Below are 16,017 nucleotides of genomic sequence, written 5' to 3'. Positions count from 1 at the left end.
TTTTTTAAAAGACTAAATATCAAATCCTGCTGTTCGTATCCTTTCTGATTCGTTATTTTTCATTTGGGTCAGGTGTCTTTTGGTGTGAAGCGACAGGAAATAAATATATTCGTAAACATTAATTTTTCCCAATCCGTTCACCGTCATTGTGGTTTTACAGAGCAGCCCTTCCCCGTTTTTCATCCGTTCGAGATAGATCAGACATTGTTGATGTTGTATAGAAATCAGGCTTCTGATTTCATGCAATTCCATAGCTCCTTTTGGTTCCATATGTCCGGGCCTGATCCATTCAAAAGCACCGTACTTCCCTATTTCTTCAAACTTCTCCCTGTCGAAAACATAATCTCGTATTTCAACATCCAGGTCGGGACCTCCGGAGTTCCGGAGTGTCTTTTTTGAACCTTTTTCAATAAGGATCAGCAGGTAGAAGTTCGTCAGGTAAATATGTTCCAGGATCTGCCGGACTGTCCAGCCTCCGTTTGAGGGCTGATAGTCCAACGTTTTCCTGTCTTTCCCAAACCATCCGTCCACCTCATCAAAACTGAGTTTCAGATGTTTTTTTATCTCTTGTATAAATTTTAAAATATCCATTACTGTTTTTTAAAATTGTTTAAAAGGCTTTCGATATTCTGCTTTCCCACCGGATTCATGGAATGGCAATAAAATTCCGGCAGGTCCAGGTAATGATCCATGCAATATTCCACCAGCCATTTGGCACAATCGTAGCCTGTTTTTTCAACATATTCCCGGGAATTCGGTTCCAAATAATGTTCATCAGCCAGGTCATGGTCAAAAGAGATCATTTCCGGCAGCCCTTTTTCCAAAATCCGGTCAACGAATTCCTGATAATTCCGGACGATATGCCAGTCATCTCTTTGAAAAATCTCCTGTTTCGTATATCAACAGGCATCTTTCGGAGATCTTATATCGTCCAGAAAAAGTAATCTTTTGTCAGTTCCATTGCTTTATTTTTTAATTTGAAAAGTAAATATTCAATGCTTTGATGATACTTTTCACGTTGGTGTTAGGATAAAACCCGGAACTGTTGATGCAGTTGATTTCAACAATCTTCCAGCCTTCATCCGTTAAACAGATATCCATGACGAATGCTTCTTCAAGGTTGAAAAGCCGGAGCATTTTCCTGGCAAAAGCCAGTCCGTCTTCCGAAACTTTTTCTTCAAAAGAAACCCGTTCATCAAATTTATAGTACCCGGCATCAATAATCTGCCCGCCTACAATCCAGAGTCTTGCTTCCTTCATCGTCTTTTTTACTTGGGAAACCTGGATCAAAGAATCTTTCGTAATCCGGTTGGATGGATTTTCCAGGGCTTCAAATACAAAATCCTGCCATTCCGCTTCGCTGAAAACCCTGCCTGTAAAAACCTTGGCTTCGTCATAGGGCTTGATGAATTTTATTTCCTCCTTTGCCCAACTCATTTCTTCTGAAATTTTCTGAACTGATACCTTAGTGTTGAGAAGGTTTTCACCATAATATCCGGAATACACTTTATAAAGGTGATTGCCTCCGTAAAAAGAACCCGGAAACCAGTGGGTATTCTGTTTTGCCAGTCTGGCTATCGTTACCGAACCATAGACGAAAACATCATTACGCTTTGTTTCAAAATCCAATTCCTTTGCTTTTGGAGGGATATTGATGACGCTGTAATCGATATTGAGTTCTTCCAGAGCATCAAAAATCTTATAATGATCGGGATCCAGATATATATTTGACTGTACTAAGAAAAACATGGTTATCGGTTTTTACTGTTTTAATTTATTTTTTATTATCTCTGACAATTCTATTTTTACCGTTTCAGGAAATCCTGACAATCCCGGAATATCATTGTATTCCAAAATAAACCGTTCTCCGTTTTCCGTTTCGAGTACATCAATCGCCACAATATCAGCCTCAATGTTTTCCTGCAGCTGTTTTACTTTTCCGATCCATTCTTCTTCCGGTTCCATGAGCTGATATTTCCGGGTTAAAGAATTGGCTTTCCAATACCTGCCTTTTCTCTTCATCGCCCATACCTTATCATGTACAGCAAGGTAGCGGATGTCATATCGGTAATCGATAAACTGTTCCGTGGTCACATAATCGTGGTGAATAAACAGCAGGTCTTTCAGCTCCTCCCATTGCTCTTCGCCCGTAACCAGGCTTTTTCCGTATCCGCCATGATGGTTTCCCACTTTAATGACAAAAGGAAACTGCATTTCAAGATTTTTCAGCTGGTCCGTTCCGGTGGCTACATTAAAACCAATAACGGGTAAGCCGAGTTTCTTCAATCTGTTTAACATGGACAACCGGTCGTATCCCATCAATAATGTGGAAGCTGAATTTACGCAGGGAATTCCCGAATAATCGATCAATTCCAGTATGCTCCGGTGCTTTGCTTCGGGATTTACAGCACCCAACCGCCAGAAAATAACATCCGGCTTACAGGCTCCGTCCGCATCGATAAAATACAGAGACGAATCCTTTACGATGCATTCCAACGTCTGAATTTTCTTCCGAACTACCTCATATCCTGCAAAATAATCCGGCCAGTATTTTTCTCCGTTGATGATTCAAATGGTTTTCATGGTTTTTAATTTTTTTTTAGATTGAAAATAAAAGCCGGATGACGGAAATTAAAATTATGATTAAAAACTTCAGCATATATCATCCTGATTACCGCCTAGTTACACCATCATATCGGCGCAATTGGAGCTTGCGAAGGCAAAAGGTTTTGCTCTGAACACATATCCCATTCCGAGAATATATCCCATTGCATCTTTCAATGCCACATTGGATTTAAAATCGGGGTCGGTATTGATGTCTGCGTGTACCTCCATTTCCACTCCATAGGCATCCAGGACCGCACAGATTGCATAGGCAATTTCTACGGATTTGTTCACTTCATTCAGCATCCGTTCTTTAATGCTGATGCGCTGGAATTCTCTTTCTTTTCTGATAAAGGTAAACGCTCCTTTCCCCTCCCGGATGAATACGACTGCCGTAGCATAATTGATCGCGTCACCATATACGTGAGAATCTGATCCCACACATACTTTCAGTCGGTGGCCTAAGGCCTGTTCGCGGAGGATGGCTTCTTCTACCAGCTGTGTGATAGGATTGCGGAAGATTTTTCCGTTCATGTTCTGCCATGTTTCTTGTTGCGTTTCCATTTTTTCTACATATTTGTTTGAATGTTAATTTATTACTGTTTTAATCGGTAGTTCTGGCCTGAGATTCACCATTTGTATGGTCGATTCCTGTGGATCAATCCGCTGCGCTTGCCAGTTTTGTCCTGGTTTTTAATTGACGATTCATTTGCTGAGCAAAATTTACTATTCACATTAAAAACCACCCCGTCAAAAATTCTTTCAGAATTTTCGCCACCCCTCCAGAGGAGGGGAATTTCGGTTAGGGATTTTGCCAGATGTGCTTTGATTAAACTTTAGCCTTCTCTTTTGTCAATAGTCAATTCCTGTGGATCAATCCGCTTCGCTCGTCAATTTTATGCTGGTTTTGATTGACGATTCACTTGCAAAGCAAAATTCACCGTTGACCATTCACCTTTTTCGTTGATTCATCAGGACTTGAACCTGAACAACAAGAGTCAAAGTCTTGTGTGCTGACCAATTACACTATGAATCAGTTTTATAAATAATGAGTAATAGGTAATAGGTAATATTAAATTATCTTATCATCTGCGCTCGCAATCATTATTCATTACTCATATTTGTACAGGAAGAGGGACTCGAACCCCCAAAAACCTGAGCCTAAATCAGGTGTGTCTGCCAATTCCACCATTCCTGCGGATTAATAATTGATAACAGATAAGCGATTTGCACAATATGTTGTTATCGATTATCATTTATCACCTACCATTCATAATAAAGGTTGGAGAAAGCTTGTATTTATTTATAAAAATGCTTTTGAAAGACCGTCTGCGCTTGACAAACTTTTCTCTACCTTTTTGCCGGATCGGATGAAGGGGTAATCCCCATTACATCTTACCTTGGCGATTCACTTGCAAAGCAAAATTCACCATTCACTTTTTGACCATCTGACCGGGAATCGAACCCGAACAACAAGAGTACATTTCCTGCATGCTGCCGTTACATTATCAGCGGTTGGTGGAAGCAGCAGGATTCGAACCTGCTCAGCAAAAGCAATGGTGTTACAGACCGCCCCGACTCTCCCGCTTCGGCGTGCTTCCTTTTTTTTAATGAACAATGGGTAATGAGTAATTTTAATTATCCTTTGCTTCATTCTCATTTTGTTTTTGAAGAAAAATAAAGCCTGTCTTATTTTTTGTTTGATATAAGAACTTCTGCGCCCGACAGGCTTTTCCTTTTCTCCGGAACTATCTCATTTTAGTTACTTGAGATGGTTATGGGATTTGAACCCACTCAGCTTACGCAACGGTTTTGCAGACCGCCCCGACTCTCCCGCTTCGGCGAACCATCGTTTTTTATGAGTAATAAGTATAGAGTAATCTTCACCTCTTTATAATCTTCATTAAAAACAAAGCCTGTCTTATTTTTTATCTGATGTAAGAACTTCTGCGCTTGGACAGGCTTTATTTCACTAAAAATTATATTATGTTTCCTTTATTTCATTTTTCTGTTCTGTTCCCGAGGTTAAGAAAAAACCCGCCTGTATATTTTGTGTTTTTTTGGCTTAAAGATCGTCTGCGCTCGGCAGGCTTTTCTTTCTCTCTTTGAAACAATTAATTTAGTTTGAAGTCAATGGTGAATCGTCAATTCGTTTTGCTTGTCAATTTTAAATTCACTGTTGACCAGACACTTTTTGTAATCCCAGAAAGATTTGAACTTTCAACCCCCGATTTAAAAGACCGGTGCTCTAACCATTTGAGCTATGAGATTATTTATTATTCAAGGTGAATAGTCAGTTCCTTCGGGGCAATGGTGAATTTTAATTTATTCTGAAATTCACCATTCACTTGCCTAGCAAAATTCACCATTGGCTATCCACTTATAAAAACCACCCCGTCAAAAATTCTTTCGGAATTTTCGCCACCCCTCCGGAGGAGTGGAATTTCGGTTAAGGCTTTTCCCGGTGTGCTTTTGATTAACCTTCAGCTTTAAAATTCACTATTCGCTTGCGAAGTAAAACTCAACATCGGCTATTCACTTTTGTCTGGAAAGCAGGGTTCGAACCTGCGACCTCCCGCGTCCAAGGCGGGTAAACAACCACCGTTATCTTTCCAGTTTTCAGGTCCATTTTATTATCTTTCCCGGGAGACAGCCGGTGCTGATCATTGCGTGAACCTTTGCGGTCTATGCGGGAATCGAACCTGCAGTACCCGAGAGACAGTCGGGAAGGTTACCGTTACCTCAATAAACCTTTTGTGATCCCGACAGGATTCGAACCTGTAACCCTGGGTTTAGAAAACCCATGCTCTATCCATTGAGCCACGGAACCTTTAATGTGAATGGTCAATCCGCTTCGCCTGTCAATTCCTGCTGGTCAATGGTCAATTTTAATGTATTCTAAAATTCACCATTCACTTGCGAAGCAAGTTCACCATTGGGCATTTACTTATAAAAACCACCCCGTCAAAAATTCTTTCGGAATTTTCGCCACCCCTCCAGAGGAGTGGAATTGCGGTGAAGCTTATCCCCGGCGTGATTTTGACTAACCTTCCATCTTAAAATTCATCATTCACTTGTGAAGCAAAATTCCCTATTGACCATTGACTCATTCACCTTTGTAATCCCGGAGGGACTCGAACCCTCAACCTCCGACGTATCAGGTCGATGCTCCAACCGATTGAGCTACGGGATTGTTTTATTTTTTAATTTCCAGGCATTAAAAAAGCGCCTCTTTTCGGGAGGCGCTTTATATTTTTACACGTGTCAGTCTGTTAGCTGACCCATTTATATAAGCACCTTTTATCCCTTTCACTATCAAGAAGAATAACACACGCATATCCCTGCCCCATCGGCTGCACACCGTGTTCTCCTGAAGATAAATTGAATATGTTGTTAAATTGTTTCATTTTATTTTTCCTGTTTTAAAAAAGTTTTTTTGAAAAGCTGAAAACCTGTTGCTTTCAATTTTCGGTTGCAAAGTAAGGACGAAATTTTTTAATCCGCAAATTTATTTTTAAATTAAATACTTGGAAATCAGTTATTTATATTTAGTATTTAGGATAGAGAATTTCTGTCCGCCATATCCTGCAGATGTCTTATATACCTAAATGACTGTCTCTCATCGGGTTACTGATCACGCTTTATTTTCGTATTAATTGTTCATTTTTTATTAAAAATTTTTCACTTTTATGGTTATTTTTTTTCATTCTAAATAATTTCTGCCCTACAAATGCAAAAAACGCCCCGGTATCCGAGGCGTTTCTGCTATATTTTGATTTAATTTTTACGGGATTAGTGTAAATATTTTTCAAAGCAAGCCCATTTTGCCTCATCCGGTATCATTCCTTCATATCCAAACGATCCCTTTAGTACAGGGCGATCGCATAGATTTAAACTGATATGTGCTCTTTGTATTGTCATAAATTTGTTGCGGCAAAGATAAATATTTTTCTGAAGCCAAAGAAGTGTTTATTGATCCTGGTCATAGAATCAAGATCGTTTCTGGGCCCTCAGTCTTCCAGTTTTTATAGATTTTAGTCTTCATTAAGTATTCTGCTGAATTCCTCAAGGTCGGGAAGCAGGCTGTCCTGATAATCATACAAATTTTTGTATTTGGTAACGGTCATAATCACTATTTCTTTAGCTTCAGTTAAAGAAAGATGTGGAAATAATTCTTTTATTTTCCTGATAGCATATAATGGGGTCTTTAATGAGTCAGTCATTTCCCGTACAATCTGAAATGCATTTTTATCGTCGTGTTTCAAATGAAGATATTTAACAGTCTTATCCATTTTCAAATTTTTACATTTTCAAATTAATTAATTCCTGAACATCCTGTTCCTCCCCATCTTGTATCTCGAAATATCTTTCAGAACCACTTCATCCTCCGGGTTGAAATATTTCAGCTCATTCACGATTTCCGATCGGGTGGCAACTTTTTCGGCAATAATTTCGTAGGCAATATTTCTTGTGGTGGATTGGAGTTTCGGATCTTTTTTAAATTCATGCTTCATGGCTTCCAGGTAAATGATCTTCTTATCCGAAGGCGTTTTCCCATACAGTTCCCGGATCTGCCGATCTAATTCTACAACATCGGAAATGTTAGCAAAGTAATTGTTCAGGCAATTGAAGGCCTCATGGTCTTCCTGCCAGCCTATAAGCAGGATTTTCTGTGCCTGATCGGGCATTTCCATTTTTTTGCGGTAAATGAGAGAACCTTTGACCATTTGGTTATTATTTACATAATCATCAGCCACCATCTGATAGTAGATATTGGCATTTTTGGTATCGTTCATCTGCCGGTACAAATCACCTGCTTTTTCTTTCTGTCCGAGTTCGATGTAGAGATCGATCGCTTTTTTATACTGTTTTGCTTTTTCATAACAGTTTGCGGCTTCAGATTTATTCTTCAGTTTTTTAAGATAAATTACGGCAGCTTCATTATACCATCCTCCGTCTTCCAGGGTTTTTGCTCCCCGATAGTAGTCTTTCAGCAGATTCATATATACTTTGGCGGCCCTCTGATAATCTTTTTCCCTGATGTATTTTTGGGCCAGCTCTTCATACCGGTCCCTGATCTTATCAAACAGTGAAGCTTCGAGGTAAGAATTTCCTCCGCCGCTTCTTCCTTTTCCTGATGCGTTGTTCTCCTTTTCCTTCTTTTCCAGCTGCATCAGTACGATTAAAATAATAAAAGCAATGACGACAAAGATTACCAGGGTCCCAACGACGCTCCAAAAACTCTGATGGAAGAGCTGCGCCAGAATTCCGATGATTTTGATGATGGCGAGGATAAAAAAGGCCGCCATAAATTTGTCTGTAAACTTTTGCCTATTCATCTTTATCCGATTTTAAAATGGTTTTGTCTTCGCTGAAAAGCCGGTAAAGCAGCAATACAATGGCGATGATGAGAAGCCATACAAACCAGTTGTAGCCGAACATTCCGATCAGCGGGTAGAAAATATACGCCAGCATAACGACCAACAGGATCATTAAAAAAATCTTGGTGCTGCCCGGAATATTCTCACCTCCTGCATTCAGCGGTTTTCTCTTCACAAAAAAGGAATATAATCCTACGGCTCCTGTCATGGCAACAATCAGCCAGAAGATTTCGGCAAAAGAGGTGTTTTTTTCTTCAGCCTTCCTGCTTCCGGAATCTGACGGGGCCACTGTAGGCGGAAGCTGCGGATATTCTTTGGTTCCGTAAAGCCTTCCAAGGGAATCTTCTATCAGAATGGCTTTCTTCTTCATGACGGTTTTTACGATTTCTTCATCCGCCGGTTTTCCCGAACCTGTCTTCCGGATGGAATCCGTTATTTTTTGCCTGATTTTCCCTTCGCTTTGTGCCAGATATTTTACAATCTTTTTGCGGTAAACCCGTTTGAGGGAATCCGTTGCCACATCTGTCTGCTCATTCAGCTTAGAGATATCATTCTGAATTTTATCGATTGGCCTTCCGCCGTTTTTGAGGTATTCCTGATAAGTTTTTTCACCGGGTTTGCTCATGCTTAATGAAGCATTCATCTGTTCATTCATGAGCCCCCTTCGTTTCTTTCCGTACAGGGAATCGATCTTCAGATCGATATCCGTAACACCTGACTTATAAGCTACTATGGGAGCCATCATGGTTTTGTCGGGTGTCTGAATTTTACCCGAAGAAATTTCAGGGGATTCTCCAGACTTGTCTGTGTTAAGATTTATAAATACTCTGACTAACCCGAGCATTAACAGGACCACCCAGAATACCCATGCATAATTTCTTTTCGATGATTTTTCACTGAAACCATCGTCCTCTTTTTTACCGAAGATTTTTTCCAGCCAGGGGATTTTAAATTTGAAAATTCCGAAACCGTCACCTCTCGATGTTCCCATAATATCCAGAGGAACGCCTAATTCAACCGCCCGGTCGGGGTATTTCTCGATATACTTTAAATACTTTTCGATTTCCTTTTTGTTGCCGGCCATTACCTTTCTCATGTCGAACGGCAGATTCTTCATCCATTCTTCTTCGGTCTGCGGCTTCTCCAGGGATTCCAGGATTTTTTCATCATCCATTTCCACCGTGAAGCGCTCGATTTTCTGTGGAATGCGCACTCCGTTTGACGGTTTCCTAACTTTATCTTCCGAAGGCTTCGGATTCTGAATTAATGAAATCCAGTCGATTTCTTCATTTAGTTTTACCAATCCGAATTCAGGATGCATGATCAGGAACACGGCATCGGCCTGATGCCAGTCTTCGGGATTGATTTTCGGATAGAATGTGGTATTCTCAGGAATGAAAAATTTTTCATCGATACATTGGAAATACGCATTTCTGCCGATGTCATTCGGAGCCAGGTTTTCGAAAACCAGGAAACACCCGTATAAGACATTCGGTTCGGAAGAAGGAACCGGAAATGCCATGACCTCATTCAGACGGATGCCTAAAAGTTCCATCTCATGCAGCCATACGAGCGGTGAGGAACCTTTGATTAAAAGTCCTTTTTTAGGATAGCTGTTTTTCAGAAAAGGTTTGATTCTAAGTTCCATACTCTAAAACATGCCTGATAAAGGCGCCCATATATTCCCTGTACATTTCATCCGTCTCCCTGATTTTCAGTTTTGAATTCTTGGGCAGATAATATTCCGATCCGGCGAATTCTTTTTCGGTAGCCAGTGCTATATATCCGTAATGGGTGGAAGGCATATAGAATACCGGGATATTTTTATTACTGCTGATAAAAGTAAGCATTCCACGGGAATCCGTAATCACTTCGCTGCCGTCATCAAACATGAATTTGTTCTTACTCCGGATGGCCAGTACCTGAATTCTGTTATAATTCCTGCTTAAACCGTACACATTTTTGCTTACAAGCCCCAAAGCAAATTTATCAATGATCAGTTCCCCGGCATTGCTAATCCCGATCCTGTTGAAATTATTCAATATTTTAATTCCCGTATTGTTTAGCCTGCGGAGCTCAGTATCAATCTTGATTCCGGTTTTAACTATTTCATCGTGGTTTTTTATTGGCTCCGCAGCAGGCTCACCTTCCAGGTTCATCTTAAAAATCGAAACCGCATCAGATCGGTACAGATAAAAATTCCGGTTAAAATAAATCAGGTTAAAATCTTCAGGGATATACTGCCCCGTCAGGTTCATTTCGTTATATTCCTTTGTATTCAGATTCAGCTTCGACAGGATTTTTTTATCCGGCTGGTATTGGGCCAGAATATAATCGCCGGCTTTATCTTTAGCCAGTGCAAAACTGCCTTTCGGTCTTACGGAAATTTTTTCAGCAATGACTTCACAGCCCTTTTGGGTACTGATATTCCGGTAAATATTCCGGTTGTAATAATTATCAGACAGGTACGTTTTCAGCAGCTGTTTCCTGTTGCTCAGAATATAGAAATCGCCCTCGTACAAAAACGTTTTTATCCGGTCTTTAGGGGTGGGAAACAAAAGGGGATAATTTTCAGGAACAGGAGTTTTAATACTGTTGTCTTGAAAATTGCCCTCTCTGTTTCTTTTCGGCGGATTTGCCCATAATTCCTGCAGCGGAAGCATAATCTTCTGGATGTGTTTCCGTGTCCCTTTATGATGCTTGTAAAAGTTCAGCTCACCCTCTGCGGAAGTCGTCACCAGAAATTTAAGGCGGTCCCTGTTTTCATGGATAACCCGCTGAAGATTCTGATTGGCTAAATTTTCCTGATGGGTGATAAAAAATACTTCCAGATCTTTCTCCTTATGCTCTTCTTCAAAAAACCTTTCGAGCGTGTGCGAGACTTCCAGAACCGGACTTACCTGATTCAGGTTTTCCAAGACTTCATCTACTTTGTCCAGAGCAATCGGGATGATGTTCTGGCCCAATGCAAAAACTTTACATGCCGAATGGGCCTTCGGATGTTTAATAACCGCAATGGCTGATGCAAACGCCAACACTTTCGGCGTTCCCCAGTTTTTCAGGGAAGTATCGATCAGGATAACCCTTTCGAAAATATTTTCTTCGGGGGGAATTTCCCGTTGGATATACAAGGCTTCATTGTTGGCCACCCGGTTCATAAAGACATCATCTTCATTGGCAAATTCTGAGAGGAGCATCCGGTGCAGCTCGCCTTTATTCGTCATATCCGAAATTCCGCCGATCGGCTGTTCTCCCGGCGAAAGATGGCGCATCGGAATTTTCAGTCCGCTCCAGATTCTCTTAATCAGGCTTCCGACCTGGAACGTTTTCGGTTCTTCAATGAGTTCCTGAATGAAATCCGCACCGGTTTCCACCGTTGTTTCTTCTTCCGCGACTTCATCCTCCAGTTCCGGAATATCCGTAAACCCTTTCATGGCTTCAATAAGGGTTGCTGCTGAAGGAAATCTTTCATTTAACGTTGCTAAAATATTCAGATCCTTCGAAAATCTGGAAACCGTAAGCTCTGCCTTGCGAGCCGAATCGCCCATTTGCTGAGGGTGTCTCAAGTAGAATTTTATGATATATTCCGATTGCCCCGGCGGGACGGCACGAAACGCTCCGGAAAATACCGTCTGCAGAAGAAGTATCCTGTTTTTTCCTTTTTTATATTTAGCCGGTAAAGACTTCAGGGTCTCCAGAAATTGAAACGCAGGACGGATGAGGTGTTTTACCTGTTCATGCGTTGCAAGCGGATGCTTCCGTATTCCTTCCTTAATTCCTTTAATATCCAGATAGCCTTCGTTGGTGGCGTACAGTGCCAACACAAGAGGCGTGAAAAACGGCAGACCGATCATCTGAAACTGCTTCAGCACTTCAATCAGATAAGCTCTGTAAGCCACGGCCCCCACCTGCGGAATCGAAACAAGGTTATTTTCGTGGTAGCCGGTATCATCCGGGACGTCTTCATCCGTCGTCCATTCCCAGAAATAATCTTTATATGACTGTAAATAATCATTTAATTCCATTCCTGTGATTTTTCAGTGAGACGGAATGAGCTTACGGAAAGTTTCCGGAAGTCTTCTTTATCAAGGGATAAAAGACTTCCGTTTTCATTCCACAGCAGCCACTGGTCGCGGGCTGTATTATATTTTCTCTGCAACAAGGAACTCAGGTTTTTAAATTCAAAATCGTATCCTGCCGGTAAAAGATGGCCGTCTTTGGACCAGAATGTCTTTCCCGGCAAACTTAGCAGGGGATGTCCGATAAATAAGGCTTTATCATTAATGACCATCCAATCGATTTTTTCCAATTTAAATTTTGGCAGTGTAATCAAAGCTTCCCTGATTTCTTTTATCGAAGACAATAAGGCAGCAGCAGGATGTTCCTCCTCGCTGGGTTTTAATTTAACTTCAATTTTCTCATCAATCCCGAAAAAATTAAGGTTGAAGGATGGAAAGGTCAGGCGTAATGCTTGGTCAATAGGAGTCCACAGCAAAGCCGTTCTCATTTTTTTACTTGGTACCAGTGCATCTTTCCGGAACAAAAGCCCGTCTCTTAATTCATACATTATAAAATCCGGCAGCTGCTGAATTTCCGGAGAAATCGCCTGCTCCTCCGTGAAACCTTTCAGCCAAATCACCTCCTCTTCCCGAGCAATCTGAACATTTTTCCAGTCGCGGACCGAACCTAAAAAATCTTCATCGGCACGGGGAATTTCTGCCCGGAATTCTTTTAAAGGGCCTGGAGAATCTTTTGCCATAGACTTTCGATTTCTTTTTGGATATACTGTTTCTGTTCGGGATTCCTGATCCAGTCGCAACGGGTCTGAAGGTATCTTAATTTATCTTTGATCACATTCTGTTCCTCAAAACTCAAAGATCCTGCATTCCATTTTTCCACTAAGATTTTTACATCTTTCATTACTTCCTCCGGATCCGGCGTTTTGTTCTGCATGGCCTGCGGATGAGATTTTGGATGGTCGTCTTTTTCAATGGTCCTGTTGATGATCCCTTCCAGAATTTCGATCTGTTCTTCGGTATCCCAGATGTGTTTCAATACCCACAGATCCGAAAGAATGGCTTCGCTTCTGCCGCAGATTAGGGCACTTGCTGCGATGAGGTTCTGCAGTTTTACGGCTCTGCGGTCGGAAATGGCAATTCCCGTATTCCTGAGATTAAGGATGGTATTTAAATAGACTTCATAAACCGGTCTCAGGTCTATGGTCTTACAAAGTTCCTGCAGGTCCCGGATTTCCTGCGAAAGAATTTCAGGGATTTCCGTCTCAATATTGCTTTCCAGCTTTCTTCCGGCCAGAAGTACCTGATGAAGAAGGTCGGGATCTACATAATCTACATTGATCCGGACAAGAAAACGGTCAAACAGGGCGTTCAATGCTTCATCTTCAGGAAGGACGTTGCTCGCTCCCGCAAACATGAGCGCGGGAAGATGCCTGGTTTCTTTTCCTCTTTTGAACATCTTTTCATTTAAAGCCATCAGCAGGGAATTCAGGATCGCTGAATTCGCATTGAATATTTCATCCAGGAAAACCAATGAGGCTTCCGGCATCATCCCTTCGGTATTGGTAAGCAGTTCTCCTTCTTTTAATCTACGGATATCGAACGGCCCGAAGATTTCATTCGGTTCGGTAAAACGGGTCAGGAGGTACTCAAAGTTTTTACCGTCTTTTATGGTTTTAGCCAAAGTCCTCACGATCGCTGATTTTGCTGTGCCGGGAGGTCCGTACAAAAATGCATTTTCCCTGGCCAGCAGACAGATTCCCAGCAAATCCACTACATCGTTTTTGCCGATAAACGTCTCTTTTACGTAAGTGAGTACTTTATTTAGTTTTTCTGTATTTTGCGTCATTTAATTATTGTTTTTACGGTTGCTTTTTAAGTAAAGCCTGCAAAGCTTATTCATCACCTGTTTTTTTAGCGGTGCCAATTTATAAAACAAACGAAGGTTCAGCTGATTTATTTAATAAAAAATCTTAATGACAAGAAGTAGATGAATCCGCTTATTATCAGTGAAATTAAAAGATCGATATAAAAAGTAACCGGCAGTTCAAAGTATTTCAAGCCAATCACCAAATAGGATCCCAGAATAAACAACATGACAAATATGCTCATATACATCGATAACGGTGATAATGCCATGAGAAAGGAAATACAGGTAAAATATGTCATCAGCACAAAAAAGATATAAAAATGCTTTCCATATATTGCATATTGTGAATGGACGATGGCCCTGAATTCCGAAAAGCTCCGTTTCCCTGCTAGGAGATTATACCCGTTGTCGATGAAGTCGTTAAGAATTTTAGCCGGATTATATCCCGACATCAGACTTGCAGAGCTTACAACAATAATAAGCAAAGCAACGATCATCAATTGAAAGAGGGCAATATTTTTAGTCAGCTTTTTAAGGTACTTCTTTTCTTCAGCGGAATCCACTACAAAGTTGCCCATATCAAAACTTATATTATAATTAATGGGGATGTAGCCGAAGTTTATTTTAACTCCGTTCTGCAAAATATAGGAGTAAACCGGTTTGGTAAATGTTGAAAAGACATTTACTTCCGTTACTTTCATATTAAGAAGTCCGATGTTGACATAGTAAGATAAAATACAGAATAAAAAGCCATATGTAGAAAATATAAGGCCAACCGTAACAGCAGTATTAATTTCCATCACTAATTTTTATTTAAAAAATTCCACCAGTTCTTCTTTTTTGGCTGCTCAACTTTTAGTTCTGCTTTTTCTTTTCCGGTATTTCTTTTACTGAATGAAAAAGCGATTCTACGATACGGAACAGAAATATCGAAGTATACCTCTGAGCCATCAGTCAGCGAAAGAACGTCCAGTATTTGATCTTCTGTTTTAATAAGCCTCTGCATTGTATCTTCTTTGTTAAAATGGTATCTGATCAGATCTCTTTCATCCGAAATTCTTGTCACAATATATGGTAAGTTCCTTGTTCCGTCTCCTGTTTTCTCAATACATTCAAAAAGAATCTGAGCAATACTCATTTCAATACGCATCGCTTTTTCATCACCTAATTCCCGATGAGCAAAATATTTAAAAATATGAACACTCGGACTCAATAAAACATTAATGTTTACATAGCTGATCACTTCCTTAAATTTCCCTTCATTCAGAAGATCCTGAACATTACCTGTATCTTCGGAATAAGGATCATAAGCCGGATCATTAATGACAAGTTCTCTGCATTTTAGAAAAGTCTCTTTGGTAGGGTCCGTTAAGAATTCAAATACGCTCTCGTAAGTTTCCATTTTATTCAGTTATTGTTTTAATTCTTTCCAAAATATATCTTTGTAAAGGCCGAATTCGGCAATCAGCAATTGATTGATATGCGGGATTTCAGCCAGTTTATAAGCTTTTTTCTCCACAATTCGCTCCAGGTATAATTTCCGGTAGGTTTTATCTTTTAATTCTTCTTCCCAGTTAACGCCTTCCAGTTCCAGATCAAATCCTATGGCAGAATAATGGAATTGCTTTAAAACAGATTCCAGCATTTGTACCAGAGGATCTTCCGGATCAGCAATCTGTAAAGCAGAAACGATCTGTGGTAAAAACCGGAGTGAAAGATCAGCAGATAGTAAAGCGGAAACATCTCTCTTTCCTGTAAAAGGAGGAATTAACCTTTCTAAGCCGGCAGCTGTATTTTCCCTGATCAGGTGAAGCTGGGCACTGTGATAAAGCACTTTCGCCGCCCACACCGCGGTTTCCCTATCGCAAATTATTGTATCGGATAAAAACTCAAGTCTTTCCTTTTCAAACTCTGTCTGAAAATAATCCAGGGCATCCTCTTCTTCCCTTCTGGAAATGTTGTGGATATTCGAAAAAATAGTAATGCATTCTTCCTGACGAAGTAAAAAAAGGGTATCCAGGAAAGGCGATCTGTTTTCCGTCATCCAACAAAAATAGAAATATTATTTATGAATTCTGAATTTTTCCTGAAAAGAGTGATCAACCGGTACAATAAATGGGGAATCAGCAATCAGCAATCAGCAATC

The 16,017-nt window shown here is 40.5% G+C and carries 14 protein-coding genes and 9 tRNA genes; all 23 read right to left on the bottom strand.

The genetic code is table 11. The features are described 5' to 3' along the window. Positions 1-12 precede the first annotated feature (12 nt). Complete coding sequence (locus CHA01nite_RS13810; RefSeq protein ID WP_146942334.1) at positions 13-591, bottom strand: DinB family protein; 579 nt, start codon at positions 589-591, stop codon at positions 13-15. Then, positions 591-860: a cyclic-phosphate processing receiver domain-containing protein gene (locus CHA01nite_RS13805; protein ID WP_307725994.1), complete on the bottom strand. Its 270-nt coding sequence runs from the start codon at positions 858-860 to the stop codon at positions 591-593. The genes CHA01nite_RS13810 and CHA01nite_RS13805 overlap by 1 nt, the downstream gene beginning before the upstream one ends. A gap of 112 nt (positions 861-972) precedes the next feature. Further along, positions 973-1,749, bottom strand: a complete 777-nt coding sequence (locus CHA01nite_RS13800) for an ATP-grasp domain-containing protein (protein ID WP_146942332.1) — start codon at positions 1,747-1,749, stop codon at positions 973-975. Between the two features lie 12 nt (positions 1,750-1,761). Continuing rightward, entirely contained in the window at positions 1,762-2,496 is a 735-nt protein-coding gene (locus CHA01nite_RS13795) for an ATP-grasp domain-containing protein (RefSeq protein WP_228458420.1), read from the bottom strand. Between the two features lie 186 nt (positions 2,497-2,682). Next, the gene (locus CHA01nite_RS13790) at positions 2,683-3,168 is read right to left on the bottom strand and encodes a ribonuclease H-like YkuK family protein (protein ID WP_146942330.1); all 486 of its coding nucleotides are present in this window, start codon (positions 3,166-3,168) and stop codon (positions 2,683-2,685) included. A gap of 399 nt (positions 3,169-3,567) precedes the next feature. Further along, positions 3,568-3,640, bottom strand: a tRNA-Gln gene (locus CHA01nite_RS13785). An 88-nt stretch (positions 3,641-3,728) separates the two neighbouring features. Further along, positions 3,729-3,802 (bottom strand) — tRNA-Leu (locus CHA01nite_RS13780). A gap of 318 nt (positions 3,803-4,120) precedes the next feature. After that, positions 4,121-4,205, bottom strand: a tRNA-Tyr gene (locus CHA01nite_RS13775). Positions 4,206-4,373: 168 nt separating this feature from the next. Continuing rightward, positions 4,374-4,455, bottom strand: a tRNA-Cys gene (locus CHA01nite_RS20525). A gap of 346 nt (positions 4,456-4,801) precedes the next feature. Continuing rightward, a tRNA-Lys gene (locus tag CHA01nite_RS13770) sits at positions 4,802-4,875 on the bottom strand. 273 nt (positions 4,876-5,148) lie between these two features. Beyond that, a tRNA-Pro gene (locus tag CHA01nite_RS13765) sits at positions 5,149-5,220 on the bottom strand. A 65-nt stretch (positions 5,221-5,285) separates the two neighbouring features. Beyond that, a tRNA-Asp gene (locus CHA01nite_RS20520) sits at positions 5,286-5,356 on the bottom strand. Positions 5,357-5,361: 5 nt separating this feature from the next. After that, a tRNA-Arg gene (locus tag CHA01nite_RS13760) sits at positions 5,362-5,434 on the bottom strand. A gap of 289 nt (positions 5,435-5,723) precedes the next feature. Next, positions 5,724-5,797, bottom strand: a tRNA-Ile gene (locus CHA01nite_RS13755). A gap of 841 nt (positions 5,798-6,638) precedes the next feature. Beyond that, a complete protein-coding gene (locus CHA01nite_RS13745; RefSeq protein WP_146942326.1) occupies positions 6,639-6,896 on the bottom strand; it encodes a hypothetical protein in 258 nt (85 codons plus the stop codon). A gap of 27 nt (positions 6,897-6,923) precedes the next feature. Then, the gene (locus CHA01nite_RS13740) at positions 6,924-7,943 is read right to left on the bottom strand and encodes a soluble NSF attachment family protein (protein WP_146942323.1); all 1,020 of its coding nucleotides are present in this window, start codon (positions 7,941-7,943) and stop codon (positions 6,924-6,926) included. Further along, a complete protein-coding gene (locus CHA01nite_RS13735; RefSeq protein WP_146942321.1) occupies positions 7,936-9,633 on the bottom strand; it encodes a bpX3 domain-containing protein in 1,698 nt (565 codons plus the stop codon). The genes CHA01nite_RS13740 and CHA01nite_RS13735 overlap by 8 nt, the downstream gene beginning before the upstream one ends. Further along, positions 9,623-12,010, bottom strand: a complete 2,388-nt coding sequence (locus tag CHA01nite_RS13730) for a hypothetical protein (RefSeq protein ID WP_146942319.1) — start codon at positions 12,008-12,010, stop codon at positions 9,623-9,625. The genes CHA01nite_RS13735 and CHA01nite_RS13730 overlap by 11 nt, the downstream gene beginning before the upstream one ends. Next, on the bottom strand, positions 12,001-12,744 hold the full coding sequence (locus CHA01nite_RS13725; RefSeq protein ID WP_146942317.1) for a hypothetical protein: 744 nt from the start codon (positions 12,742-12,744) through the stop codon (positions 12,001-12,003). Before CHA01nite_RS13725 ends, CHA01nite_RS13730 begins: the two co-directional genes overlap by 10 nt. Continuing rightward, positions 12,717-13,850: an AAA family ATPase gene (locus CHA01nite_RS13720; RefSeq protein WP_146942315.1), complete on the bottom strand. Its 1,134-nt coding sequence runs from the start codon at positions 13,848-13,850 to the stop codon at positions 12,717-12,719. The genes CHA01nite_RS13725 and CHA01nite_RS13720 overlap by 28 nt, the downstream gene beginning before the upstream one ends. A 107-nt stretch (positions 13,851-13,957) precedes the next feature. Next, positions 13,958-14,671: a hypothetical protein gene (locus CHA01nite_RS13715; RefSeq protein ID WP_146942313.1), complete on the bottom strand. Its 714-nt coding sequence runs from the start codon at positions 14,669-14,671 to the stop codon at positions 13,958-13,960. A 2-nt stretch (positions 14,672-14,673) separates the two neighbouring features. Continuing rightward, entirely contained in the window at positions 14,674-15,273 is a 600-nt protein-coding gene (locus CHA01nite_RS13710) for a DUF4919 domain-containing protein (protein WP_146942311.1), read from the bottom strand. A 9-nt stretch (positions 15,274-15,282) separates the two neighbouring features. Next, positions 15,283-15,915 carry a conflict system bpX4 domain-containing protein gene (locus CHA01nite_RS13705; protein WP_146942309.1) on the bottom strand — a complete coding sequence of 211 codons (633 nt, stop codon included), beginning with the start codon at positions 15,913-15,915 and terminating at the stop codon, positions 15,283-15,285. Between the last annotated feature and the right edge of the window lie 102 nt (positions 15,916-16,017).

The organism is Chryseobacterium hagamense, from assembly GCF_007991455.1.
Taxonomy (GTDB): Bacteria; Bacteroidota; Bacteroidia; order Flavobacteriales; family Weeksellaceae; genus Chryseobacterium; species Chryseobacterium hagamense.
The sequence above is the reverse complement of the archived record's forward strand: the minus strand, read 5'-3'. Positions and strand labels throughout refer to the sequence as shown.

Excerpts from the sequence above, each read along its gene's own strand:
- CHA01nite_RS13810 (WP_146942334.1), bottom strand. The coding sequence starts at position 591 with ATGGATATTTTAAAATTTATACAAGAGATAAAAAAACATCTGAAACTC.
- CHA01nite_RS13800 (WP_146942332.1), bottom strand. The coding sequence starts at position 1,749 with ATGTTTTTCTTAGTACAGTCAAATATATATCTGGATCCCGATCATTAT.
- CHA01nite_RS13790 (WP_146942330.1), bottom strand. The coding sequence starts at position 3,168 with ATGGAAACGCAACAAGAAACATGGCAGAACATGAACGGAAAAATCTTC.
- CHA01nite_RS13745 (WP_146942326.1), bottom strand. The coding sequence starts at position 6,896 with ATGGATAAGACTGTTAAATATCTTCATTTGAAACACGACGATAAAAAT.
- CHA01nite_RS13740 (WP_146942323.1), bottom strand. The coding sequence starts at position 7,943 with ATGAATAGGCAAAAGTTTACAGACAAATTTATGGCGGCCTTTTTTATC.
- CHA01nite_RS13735 (WP_146942321.1), bottom strand. The coding sequence starts at position 9,633 with ATGGAACTTAGAATCAAACCTTTTCTGAAAAACAGCTATCCTAAAAAA.
- CHA01nite_RS13730 (WP_146942319.1), bottom strand. The coding sequence starts at position 12,010 with ATGGAATTAAATGATTATTTACAGTCATATAAAGATTATTTCTGGGAA.
- CHA01nite_RS13725 (WP_146942317.1), bottom strand. The coding sequence starts at position 12,744 with ATGGCAAAAGATTCTCCAGGCCCTTTAAAAGAATTCCGGGCAGAAATT.
- CHA01nite_RS13720 (WP_146942315.1), bottom strand. The coding sequence starts at position 13,850 with ATGACGCAAAATACAGAAAAACTAAATAAAGTACTCACTTACGTAAAA.
- CHA01nite_RS13715 (WP_146942313.1), bottom strand. The coding sequence starts at position 14,671 with ATGGAAATTAATACTGCTGTTACGGTTGGCCTTATATTTTCTACATAT.
- CHA01nite_RS13710 (WP_146942311.1), bottom strand. The coding sequence starts at position 15,273 with ATGGAAACTTACGAGAGCGTATTTGAATTCTTAACGGACCCTACCAAA.
- CHA01nite_RS13705 (WP_146942309.1), bottom strand. The coding sequence starts at position 15,915 with ATGACGGAAAACAGATCGCCTTTCCTGGATACCCTTTTTTTACTTCGT.